This is a genomic window from Lysobacter xanthus (assembly GCF_047159895.1).
The window spans coordinates 1-10168 of sequence record NZ_BAAGAB020000080.1 but is presented as its reverse complement, the minus strand read 5'-3'; the positions used below and the strand labels follow the sequence as shown (position 1 = coordinate 10168).

The following is a 10168-nucleotide window of genomic DNA, read 5'->3' as shown; positions in this document are numbered from 1 at the left end:
AGGGCCTGCACGTAGTCGATCAAGGGTTCGCCGGCGTGCACGCGCGCGGCGGCGTCACGCACCGCGTCGAACTCGCCGTCGCCGAACTGCGGCACGACCTGCGCGATGAGCTCGCGGCGGTCGGTGCCGGACAGCAAGGCACGCTCGGCGTCCTCGCCCGGATAACCGAGCGAGAGCCGGAGCAGGAAGCGGTCGAGCTGCGAGTCGGGCAGGGGATAGGTGCCCGAGAGGTCGACCGGATTCTGCGTCGCGATCACGAAGAAGGGCGACGGCAGCGCGCGGGTGACGCCGTCGACGGTGACCTGGTGTTCGGCCATGGCCTCGAGCAGCGCGCTCTGCGTGCGCGGTGGCGCGCGATTGATCTCGTCGGCCAGCAGCACCTGCGTGAACACCGGCCCGGGATGGAACTCGAACGCCTGGCGCGTGCTGTCGAAGATCGACACGCCGAGGATGTCGGCGGGCAGCAGGTCGGAGGTGAACTGCACGCGCTGGAAGCGAAGGCCGACGGTGGCCGCGAGCGCATGCGCCAGCGTCGTCTTGCCGAGGCCCGGCAGGTCCTCGATGAGGATGTGGCCGTCGGACAGCAGCGCCACGAAGGCGAGCCTCACCTCATGCGCCTTCCCGAGCACGAGCGAATTGACCTGCGTCTGTGCGCGGTCAAGGGCGTCGGCCAGGGGGTGCGCTAGCATGCTCGCCGCAGTGCCTGGGGCCATGTCGTCTCCGCGCAATCGAATCGAGGCGGCGCGTTCAGCCGCAGCCGGAGTGTAGCGAGGTCGGATGAGGATGCAGACGGAGCCTGTCGCGGCGCATGCGCGTCGCCTGTTCTGGGCGCTATGGGCGGTCGTGCTCGCGGTGAAGGTCGTCGTCGCGGCGCGCCTTCCGCTGTTCGTGGACGAAGCCTTCTACTGGCAGGAAGGCCAGCACCTCGCCGCCGCCTATTCGGACCTCCCGGGCCTGACCGCCTGGCTGTCGCGCCTCGGCGTCGAGGTCGGCGGACAGACCCTGCTCGGCGCGCGCTGGCCCTTCCTCGCCGCGGCCGCGCTGGTGCCCCTGCTGGTCGTGCGCATCACGCGCCGGGCGTCGGGCCCGGTCCACGGCTGGACCGCGGGCAGCTTCGCCCTCCTGCTTCCGCTGGCGGGCAGCCTCGGCCTGCTCGCGGTCCCCGACGCGCTGATGGCCCTCGCCACGCTGATCTGCATGGATGCCGGCGCGCGGCTGCTGCAGAAGGTCGACGCGCTGCACGCGCTCGAGCTCGCCTTCGGTCTCGCGATCGGCGCCCTGAGCCATTACCGCTTCATTGCCGTGATCGGCGTCGGCTTCCTCGCGCTGCTGGCACTGCCCGAGGGACGCCGCGTGCTGCGCGACGTGCGCGTGCTGTTCGCGATCCTGCTCGGCGCCGCCGCATGGACGCCGCTGGTGTGGTGGAACTACGACAACGCCGATGCCGGCCTGCGCTTCCAGCTCGTCGACCGCCATCCATGGGCCTTCCATGCCAGCGGACTGTGGTTCGTGGCGATCCAGGCCCTGCTGGTCACGCCGCTGCTGTTCGCGCTGCTGCTGAAGGCGGGGCGTGACGGGGTGCGCACGCCGCTGATCGCGTCGCGCTGGTTCGCACTGCTCGGGCTGCTGGTCGTGGGCGGCTTCTTCGCGCTGGGCTTCTTCGCCGACACCGAGCGCGTGAGCTTCCACTGGCCGCTGCCGGGCTTCCTCGCGCTGCTGCCGCTGCTGCCCCGTTTCCTCGAGTCGCAGCCGCGCTGGCTCGGGCGGGCGACCGCTGGCCTCGCGGGCGCCGGCCTCGTGGCGGTCCTCGGTTACTACGTCGCGGTCTCGCTGCCCGCGGTGCGCGCGAAAACGGCGGCGGAGAAGTGGTATCCGGGCAATTTCGCCGGCTGGGACGATGCGGCGCGCGTCGTGCGCGGCGAACTGCGCGCGATGCCCGCGGGAACCCGCGTGCTCGCCGACAACTTCAAGCTCGGCGCCGAGCTCGGCTTCGCGCTCGACGACCCGCGCGTCGCCGTGCTCGACCATCCGCTCAACCACAAGCACGGCCGCGCGCCGCAGCTCGCCTTGTGGGGCCTGGACGCCGATCCGGCGGCGATGCTCGCGCGCGGTCCGGTGCTGCTCGTGGTGGGCGAGAGCGAAGTCGAATTCAAGAATCTGCATCGCCGCTATCTCGAGCTGTGCCGACGCCTCGGCCCGCTGCCCGCACCGCGCATCCTCAACGTCGACCACGGGCGTCAACGCCTCGCGTTCTTCCGTCTGGACGGGCCGCGCGAAGGCGCGTGCACCGCGCCCGCCCTTGCGTGGATCGACCGCCCGGCATCGGGCGCGCGCGTCGGCCAGGCGTTCGATGTCTCGGGGTGGGCGTTCCGGCAGGGCGTCGGAATCGCGCGCGTCGAAGCGACGCTCGACGGGCGCGTCGTCGGCACGCTGCAGTACGGCCGGCCGTACGAGGGCCTCGATACCTCATGGCCCGGGCTGTCCGATCCGAATGGCGCGAACCTGGGCTTCGTTGGTCGCGTCGATGCGCGCTACCTGAAGCCCGGCCGTCACTGGCTCGGACTGCGCCTGCACGGTCGCGACGGTGCGGTCGAGGACTGGCCGCAGATACCCGTCGAGATCCGCCGCTGACGATCCGTCAGGGCAGGGCGATCCCCGCGGTGCGCAACAGGCGTGCCGTGGCGATGAGCGGCAGGCCGATCAGTGCGGTGGGATCCACCGTCTCGACCGCCTCGAACAGCGTGATGCCGAGCCCTTCGGACTTGAAGCTGCCGGCGCAGTCGAGGGGCTGCTCGCGCGCCACGTAGCGCTCGATTTCGTTCGCGGACAGCGTGCGGAACCGCACCACCGTGCGATCGACGTGCAGGCCCGCCTCGCGTTCGCCGCGCATCACGCAGACGGCGGTCAGGAACGCGACCTCGCGGCCCGACATCGCGACGAGCTGCCCGACGGCGCGATCGGGCGTGCCCGGCTTGCCGAGCACGCGGCCGTCGAACTCCGCGAGCTGGTCGGAGCCGATCACGATCGCATCGGGGTGGGCGAGCGCCACGGCGGCCGCCTTCGCGCGGGCAAGGCGTTCGACGAGCGCGCCCGGCCCCTCGCCGACCTGCGCGGTTTCGTCGACACCCGGGGCGATCGCCTCGAAGGCGTGGCCTAAGCGTTCGAGCAGTTCGCGGCGGTAGCGCGAAGTCGAGGCGAGGACGAGGCGCGGCTCAGTCACGCGGCAGCCTCGCTTCCTCGATGCGCACCAGCTGGTCGTCGATGCGCTCGCGCGCCGCATGGATCGCGTCGCGCACCTCGGCGAGCTGCTGGGGCGTCGCGCTCCTGCCGTGGTCGCGCAGCCACAGCCGCTGGCGGAGCATCTCCCGCATCGCGTCGCCCACCGGATTGGGGCCGTGGTCGCCGGCCACCGCCTCGATCTCGGCCCGCGCGATGCGCAGCCGGTCCTCGAGGGCGTCGGCGGCGTCCAGCACGTCCAGGACGGCCCGCTGGTGCGGGGACATCCCGCGGGCGCGGCGGAGCGCGAGGACGGCGGCGGCCGCGACGAGGGCGGCGACGAGCAGGGCGACGGCGGTCACGACGGTCTCCGGACGCGGCCCCGCAGTCTGCCGCGCCGGGTGTGGAGGCGGCAATTGCGGCGTCGCATGACGCCGTGTTTGACAGCTCGCGGGCCGATCCCTACCATTTCGCGGCTTATGTCCACGGAATCGTCCCGCTCGTCGGTCCCCGGGACCCTGGATGCATGGCGCCAGGTCACGGCCCGGCGCGGTCTCGAGGGGCGCGTTCGGTTGGCCTCGCTGACGCGGCTCGCCAGCCTGCTGGCCGATCCCGAGGGGGAGGCGACGTTCTCGCTCGACTTCGACCGCGACAGCTTCGGCGTCGCCTATGTCGAGGTGAAGGTCGACGCCGAGCTGCCGCTGGTCTGCCAGCGCACGCTCGAGCGGTTCCTGCTGCCGGTCCGGGTGGACCAGCGCATGGGGCTGATCCGCGACGAGGCCGACGAAGCCGCGCTCCCGCCGGGCTACGAGGCTCTCCTGGTCGACGAGTCCGGCGAGCTGGGCACGCTGGACCTGGTCGAGGACGAGCTGATCCTCGCGGTTCCGGTGGTGCCGGTCATGCCGGGCACCGAGGCGGTCGAGCAGGAGTGGGAGACGGACGAGGCGGTCGAGGACGACCGGCCGAATCCCTTCGCCGCGCTCGCTGCGCTGAAGATGAAGCCGGAGTAGCCGACAAGGCTCACGCAACCCCGCAGGTGGCAGCCGCCGCCCCGCTGGGCGATAATTTCCTTCTTTCGGCCCGGGCCCGCCGCCCGACGCCGCCACATGTTTCACCGGAGCATCCCGATGGCCGTCCAGAAGTCCCGCGTTTCCCCCTCCCGCCGTGGCATGCGCCGCGCCCACGACGCGCTGGCGCCGAAGCAGCTGGCGACCGATCCGACCTCGGGCGAGACGCACCTGCGCCATCACGTCACGGCCGACGGCTACTACCGTGGCAAGAAGGTGATCGACGTCCGTTCCAAGGTCGCCGACGCCGAGTGATCGCCGGGCGCCCCGGCGCCCGACGCGAAGGTCCGCGCCCACGGCGACGTGCGTGCGCCTCGGACCACTTCGATGCGACCTCCGGGTCGCATCGCCGTTTTTCAGGCCGCCGTGCATACGGGGGCGTCCGCAGGCCCGGCGACGATGCCGCGCCGCGGCCCAGGCGAGGCAGGGGATGACCGAGACCATTTACGCGCGCATCGCCGGCACCGGCAGCTACCTGCCGGAAAAGGTCCTGACCAATGCGGACCTCGCGCAGTTCGTCGAGACCAGCGACGAATGGATCGCCGCCCGCACGGGCATCCGCGAGCGCCACGTCGCCGCCGACGGCGAAACGACCTGCGACCTCTCGTTCCACGCCGCCACGCGCGCGATGGAAGCCGCCGGCGTCACCGCCGCGGACATCGACCTGATCATCCTCGGCACGACCACGCCGGACATCATCTTCCCGTCGACCGCCTGCCTGCTGCAGGCACGGCTCGGCGCGATCGGCTGCCCGGCCTTCGACGTCAACGCCGCCTGCTCGGGCTTCGTCTACGCGCTGACGATCGCCGACAAGTTCATCCGCTCCGGTGCGGCGAAGACCGCGCTCGTCGTCGGCGCCGAGACGCTGACGCGCATGCTCGACTGGAACGACCGCTCGACGTGCGTGCTGTTCGGCGACGGTGCCGGCGCCGTGGTGCTCAAGGCGGACACCGAGACCGGCATCCTCAGCACGCACCTGCACGCCGACGGCACCAAGCGCGACCTGCTGTACAACCCGGTCGGCGTCTCCGTGGGCTTCAAGCCCGAGGAGCACAACGCCGGCGTGCGCGTGATGATGACCGGCAACGACGTCTTCAAGTACGCGGTGAAGGCGCTCGATTCGGTCGTCGAGGAGACGCTCGAGGCGAACGGCCTCGACCGCCACGACATCGACTGGCTGATTCCGCACCAGGCGAACCTGCGCATCATCGAAGCGACGGCCAAGCGGCTCGACATGCCGATGGAGCGCGTGATCGTCACGGTCGACCGGCATGGCAACACGTCGTCGGGTTCGGTGCCGTTGGCGCTCGACGAAGCCGTGCGATCCAGGCGCGTGCAGCGGGGCCAGCTGCTGCTGCTCGAGGCCTTTGGCGGCGGATTCACCTGGGGCAGTGCGCTCGTCCGCTACTGAGCCCGCCGCGCGACCGTCCCGGAACGCCCGCCTCGTGCGGGCGTTCTGCGTTTCAGGGGATGCAATGCGGCCAACGGCCGCCATCGTCGTCGACGGACGGCGTACGCCGGAGTACAGACAGGGCGAAGCCTTCGTCCGTATCATGGCGCGCTCTTCCCACGGGCTCCGCGCGTGACCTCGACGCAACTCGCATTCGTGTTCCCCGGACAGGGCTCGCAGTCGGTCGGCATGCTCGCCGAGCTCGCCGCCGCCGAGCCGATCGTGCAGTCCACGTTCGCCGAAGCGAGCGAAGGCGCTGGCGTCGACCTGTGGCGCATCAGCCACGACGGCCCCGAGACCGAGCTCAACACCACTGAATTCACCCAGCCGGCGTTGCTCGCCGCGGGGATCGCGGTCTGGCGCGTCTGGCAGGCGCGGGGCGGTGCGATGCCGGGTCAGCTCGCCGGGCACAGCCTCGGCGAATACACGGCACTCGTCGCGGCGGGCGCACTGCCGCTCGCGGACGCCGCGAAGCTCGTGCGCCTGCGCGGGCAACTGATGCAGGCCGCCGCGCCGGCGGGCACCGGCGCGATGGCCGCCGTGCTCGGCGCCGACGACGCGCTGGTGCAGGAGGTCTGCGAGGCCTGCAGCGATCGCGAGGTCGTGGTGCCGGCCAATTTCAATTCGCCCGGCCAGATCGTGATCGGTGGACATGCCCAGGCCGTCGACCGCGCGCTCGTCATGCTCGCCGAGCGCGGCGTGCGCAAGGCGGTGAAGCTGGCCGTGAGCGTTCCGTCGCATACGCCGCTGATGCGCGAAGCCGCGAACCGGCTCGCCGAAGCGATGGGCAGCCTCGCCTGGTCGGTGCCGCAGCTGCCGGTGGTGCAGAACGTCGACGCCGAGGTCCGGACCGACGTGGCGGCCATCCGCGATGCGCTCGTCCGGCAGCTCTACCGGCCGGTGCAGTGGACGCAATGCGCGGAAGTGCTCGTGGCGCGCGGTGCCACGCGTATCGCGGAATGCGGGCCGGGCAAGGTGCTCTCGGGGCTGGTGAAGCGCATCGACAAGTCGGTCGACGTGCGCGCGCTCGGCGCGCCCGCGGACCTCGAGGCGGCGCTCGCCGACTGGCGCGACTGATCGAACGGGCGCGTCGTCGATGAACGCGCGCATGACCCGCGGTCGGCCACGCGCCGCCGCATTCGGAGAATCGGAATGACGGAAGCATTGAAGGGCGAAGTCGCGCTGGTCACCGGCGCCACGCGCGGTATCGGCGCCGCGATCGCGGACACGCTGGCGGCGCAGGGCGCGACGGTGATCGGCACGGCGACGTCCGAGTCCGGCGCGGCGTCGATCGGCGAACGCCTCGCCGCGCATGGCGGCCAGGGGCGCGTGCTCAACGTGACGGAAGCCGGCGCGATCGAAGCGCTGGTCGACGCGATCGCGAAGGACATCGGCCCGGTGTCGATCCTCGTCAACAATGCCGGCATCACCCGCGACAACCTGCTGATGCGGATGAAGGACGAGGACTGGCAGGCGATCCTCGACACGAACCTGACCAGCGTCTACCGCTCCAGCAAGGCGGTGATGCGCGGGATGATGAAGGCGCGCCGCGGCCGCATCATCAACATCGCCTCCGTCATCGGCGTCACGGGCAACGCGGGGCAGGCGAACTACGCCGCGGCGAAGGCCGGCATCATCGCGTTCTCGAAGTCACTCGCGCGCGAGATCGGCTCGCGCGGCGTCACCGTCAACGTGGTCGCGCCCGGCTTCATCGACACCGACATGACCCGCGGTTTGCCCGAAGAGGCGAAGGCCGGGATGCTCGGCCAGATCGCGCTCGGGCGGCTCGGCGAACCGGCCGACATCGCGAATGCGGTGGCCTTCCTCGCCGGTCCCGGCGCGGCTTACATCACCGGTGAGACCCTGCACGTCAACGGCGGCATGTACATGGCGTGAGGCGACGGACGGCGCCCGTCCAACGAGTTTTTCACGCGGTAGCGGCCGCTATACTCCGGCCCGCCCGCGATTCATTTAGACTTGTCATCTAGCATCCCGACCCGGGAGGAGAGAGATCCAATGAGCAGCATCGAAGAGCGCGTCAAGAAGATCGTCGTCGAACAGCTCGGCGTGAAGGAAGAAGACGTCACCACCAACGCTTCGTTCGTCGACGACCTGGGCGCCGACTCGCTCGATACGGTCGAGCTCGTGATGGCGCTCGAGGAAGAGTTCGAGTGCGAGATCCCGGACGAAGAGGCCGAGAAGATCACGACCGTGCAGCAGGCCATCGACTACGTGAAGGCTCACGTCAAGTCGTAATCGCTGCACTGGAAGCGGAAGGCCGTGGCGCTTCCGCTCTCCGCGAGACACCGACGGGGCCGCATTGCGGCCCCGTGCTTTTGAGCCACGCCATGCGGCGACGTATCGCCGCGCCAACGTCCGCCGCCGGCGGTGAAGTTCGAGGTCGAAGTCATGTCCAACCGTCGCGTCGTGGTTACCGGGTTAGGAATCGTCTCCCCGCTGGGCAACGACCTGGCGTCGACGTGGGACGGCATCGTCAACGGCCGCTCGGGCATCGGCCCGATCACGCATTTCGACACCACCAACTTCACCACCAAGATCGCCGGTGAAGTGCGCGACTTCGACGTCACCAAATGGGTGAACCCGAAGGACGCGAAGAAGATGGACCCGTTCATCCACTACGGCGTCGGCGCCGCGCTGATGGCGATCGAGGACGCGGGCCTGATCATCGACGACAGCAATGCCGAGCGCATCGGCGCGCTGCTGGGCTCGGGCATCGGCGGCATCCTCGGCATCGAGGAAACGTCCATCAAGTTCCACGAGGGCGGCCCGCGCAAGATCTCGCCCTTCTACGTGCCCAGCACGATCATCAACATGCTGCCCGGGCAGGTGTCCCTGCTCACGGGCATGAAGGGCCCGAATTTCTCCGCCGTCTCGGCCTGCGCCACGTCGAACCATTCGATCGGCATGGCGATGCGCATGATCCAGTACGGCGATGCGGACGTGATGATCGCCGGCGGCGCCGAGCGCGGCTCCTCGCCGACGTCGGTCGGCGGCTTCTGCTCGATGAAGGCGATGAGCACGCGCAACGACGATCCCACGCGCGCGTCCCGCCCGTGGGACGAGGGCCGCGACGGCTTCGTGCTCGGCGACGGCGCGGGCATCCTCGTCCTCGAGGAATACGAATACGCCAAGGCGCGCGGCGCTCGTATCTACTGCGAGCTCGCCGGCTTCGGCGCGACGTCGGACGCGTTCCACATGACCGCGCCGAGCGAGGATGGCGAAGGCGCCGCGCGCTGCATGGTGATGGCGCTGAAGGATGCCGGCGTGTCGCCCGAACAGGTCGGCTACGTCAACGCGCACGGTACCTCCACGCCGCTGGGCGACCTCGCCGAGACGATGGCGATCAAGCGGGCGCTCGGCGACGCGGCGTATCGCACGATGGTCAGCTCCACCAAGTCGATGACCGGCCACCTGCTGGGCGCGGCCGGCGGCGCCGAGGCGATCTTCTCGGTCATGGCGCTGCACGCCGGGATAATCCCGCCGACCATCAACCTCGAAAATCCGTCGGAAGGCTGCGACCTCGACTACGTGCCCAACGTGGCGCGCCAGGCGACCGTGGATGTGGCCGTCTCGAACGGTTTCGGCTTCGGCGGCACCAACGGCACGCTGGTGTTCCGGCGGGTCTGAGCCCTTGCCACGCGTCCCACCGGAGCCCGCGCCTGTCGCGGGCTTCGTCGTTCTTGGCGCATGGATGCACGGGGCGGCGATAATCCATGCCCCGACGCCGCCGGCCCGATGCATGCCTTCGCCACCGCCCGTCCGGCGCGTCCTCGACCGCGCCGGCGACCTGCTCGACCTGCACCGCCTCGCGCCCGCGCGGTACCCGGTGCTCCTCGAGTCGAGCGCATCGGGCACGCGCATCGGGCGTCGCGACCTGCTGCTCGCGGCGAGCGGTGAGCGCCTTGTGCTCGGCCGCGACGGCCGCGTGCGCGACGCGTCGGGCGCCGACCGCGGCGACGACTTCTTCGCCTCGCTCGATGCGGCGTTCGCGTCGACCCCGACCGCACATCCATCGCCGGTGGGCGGCTGGGCGCTGCTGATCGCCTACGAGGCCGCGGCACAGGTCGAGCCGGTCCTGGACCTGCCGCAGGCGCCGGGCTCGGTGCCGGTCGGGATCGCCTTGCGCATCGACGCGGCGATCGAGCGCGATCGCGGCGACGGCACCTGCGTCCTGCATGCCCTCGACGACGCGACCGCCGATGCGGTCGAGGTCGACTGCCGCCGGGCGATCGACGCCGTTCCACTCGGCCCGTGGCGTGCGCCGGAGCGCATCCACGAGGACGCACCGGAATGCTTCACCGATGGCGTTCGACGCGTGCTTGAGTACCTCGCGGCCGGCGACGTCTTCCAGGCCAATCTTTCGCGCGGCTGGACGGCGCGATTCGACGCGCATGTCGAGCCCGCCGCGCTCTTC

General features: G+C 70.7%; 11 protein-coding genes and 1 pseudogene. 9 read left to right on the top strand and 3 right to left on the bottom strand.

Features of this window, described 5'->3' with window-relative positions; all coding sequences use genetic code 11:
* A partial coding sequence (locus ACY35P_RS13800) for an AAA family ATPase (RefSeq protein ID WP_462116416.1) occupies positions 1 to 713 on the bottom strand: 713 nt, incomplete at its 3' end.
* A 70-nt stretch (positions 714 to 783) separates the two neighbouring features.
* Here ACY35P_RS13800 and ACY35P_RS13795 point away from each other — a divergent pair.
* Positions 784 to 2631, top strand: coding sequence for a glycosyltransferase family 39 protein (locus ACY35P_RS13795; protein ID WP_462116415.1), 1848 nt, complete (start codon positions 784 to 786; stop codon positions 2629 to 2631).
* A gap of 7 nt (positions 2632 to 2638) precedes the next feature.
* On the opposite strand, the gene ACY35P_RS13790 is transcribed toward ACY35P_RS13795, so the two are convergent.
* Both ACY35P_RS13790 and ACY35P_RS13785 read right to left on the bottom strand, forming a co-directional pair.
* Entirely contained in the window at positions 2639 to 3220 is a 582-nt protein-coding gene (locus ACY35P_RS13790; RefSeq protein WP_462116414.1) for a Maf family protein, read from the bottom strand.
* Positions 3213 to 3578, bottom strand: coding sequence for a hypothetical protein (locus tag ACY35P_RS13785; protein ID WP_462116413.1), 366 nt, complete (start codon positions 3576 to 3578; stop codon positions 3213 to 3215). The genes ACY35P_RS13790 and ACY35P_RS13785 overlap by 8 nt, the downstream gene beginning before the upstream one ends.
* 117 nt (positions 3579 to 3695) lie before the next feature.
* Here ACY35P_RS13785 and ACY35P_RS13780 point away from each other — a divergent pair, with 117 nt between their 5' ends.
* The 8 genes and pseudogenes from ACY35P_RS13780 to ACY35P_RS13745 all read left to right on the top strand — a co-directional run.
* Positions 3696 to 4226, top strand: a complete 531-nt coding sequence (locus ACY35P_RS13780; RefSeq protein WP_462116412.1) for a YceD family protein — start codon at positions 3696 to 3698, stop codon at positions 4224 to 4226.
* A gap of 117 nt (positions 4227 to 4343) precedes the next feature.
* Positions 4344 to 4538 carry a 50S ribosomal protein L32 gene (gene rpmF, locus ACY35P_RS13775; RefSeq protein WP_462116411.1) on the top strand — a complete coding sequence of 65 codons (195 nt, stop codon included), beginning with the start codon at positions 4344 to 4346 and terminating at the stop codon, positions 4536 to 4538.
* 175 nt (positions 4539 to 4713) lie between these two features.
* On the top strand, positions 4714 to 5694 hold the full coding sequence (locus tag ACY35P_RS13770) for a beta-ketoacyl-ACP synthase III (RefSeq protein WP_462116410.1): 981 nt from the start codon (positions 4714 to 4716) through the stop codon (positions 5692 to 5694).
* A 171-nt stretch (positions 5695 to 5865) separates the two neighbouring features.
* Positions 5866 to 6810 (top strand): ACP S-malonyltransferase, encoded by a 945-nt coding sequence (gene fabD, locus ACY35P_RS13765; RefSeq protein WP_462116409.1) that lies wholly within the window; start codon positions 5866 to 5868, stop codon positions 6808 to 6810.
* A 75-nt stretch (positions 6811 to 6885) separates the two neighbouring features.
* Positions 6886 to 7629: a 3-oxoacyl-ACP reductase FabG gene (gene fabG, locus ACY35P_RS13760; protein ID WP_462116408.1), complete on the top strand. Its 744-nt coding sequence runs from the start codon at positions 6886 to 6888 to the stop codon at positions 7627 to 7629.
* 120 nt (positions 7630 to 7749) lie between these two features.
* Positions 7750 to 7989 carry an acyl carrier protein gene (gene acpP / locus ACY35P_RS13755; RefSeq protein ID WP_132331029.1) on the top strand — a complete coding sequence of 80 codons (240 nt, stop codon included), beginning with the start codon at positions 7750 to 7752 and terminating at the stop codon, positions 7987 to 7989.
* Between the two features lie 153 nt (positions 7990 to 8142).
* A complete protein-coding gene (gene fabF / locus ACY35P_RS13750) occupies positions 8143 to 9381 on the top strand; it encodes a beta-ketoacyl-ACP synthase II (protein ID WP_462116407.1) in 1239 nt (412 codons plus the stop codon).
* 112 nt (positions 9382 to 9493) lie between these two features.
* Positions 9494 to 10168: pseudogene (locus tag ACY35P_RS13745) on the top strand (aminodeoxychorismate synthase component I); the annotation flags it as partial.

Coding starts and splice junctions, on each gene's coding strand:
- ACY35P_RS13795 (WP_462116415.1), top strand. CDS start 784: ATGCAGACGGAGCCTGTCGCGGCGCATGCGCGTCGCCTGTTCTGGGCG.
- ACY35P_RS13780 (WP_462116412.1), top strand. CDS start 3,696: ATGTCCACGGAATCGTCCCGCTCGTCGGTCCCCGGGACCCTGGATGCA.
- rpmF (WP_462116411.1), top strand. CDS start 4,344: ATGGCCGTCCAGAAGTCCCGCGTTTCCCCCTCCCGCCGTGGCATGCGC.
- ACY35P_RS13770 (WP_462116410.1), top strand. CDS start 4,714: ATGACCGAGACCATTTACGCGCGCATCGCCGGCACCGGCAGCTACCTG.
- fabG (WP_462116408.1), top strand. CDS start 6,886: ATGACGGAAGCATTGAAGGGCGAAGTCGCGCTGGTCACCGGCGCCACG.
- acpP (WP_132331029.1), top strand. CDS start 7,750: ATGAGCAGCATCGAAGAGCGCGTCAAGAAGATCGTCGTCGAACAGCTC.
- fabF (WP_462116407.1), top strand. CDS start 8,143: ATGTCCAACCGTCGCGTCGTGGTTACCGGGTTAGGAATCGTCTCCCCG.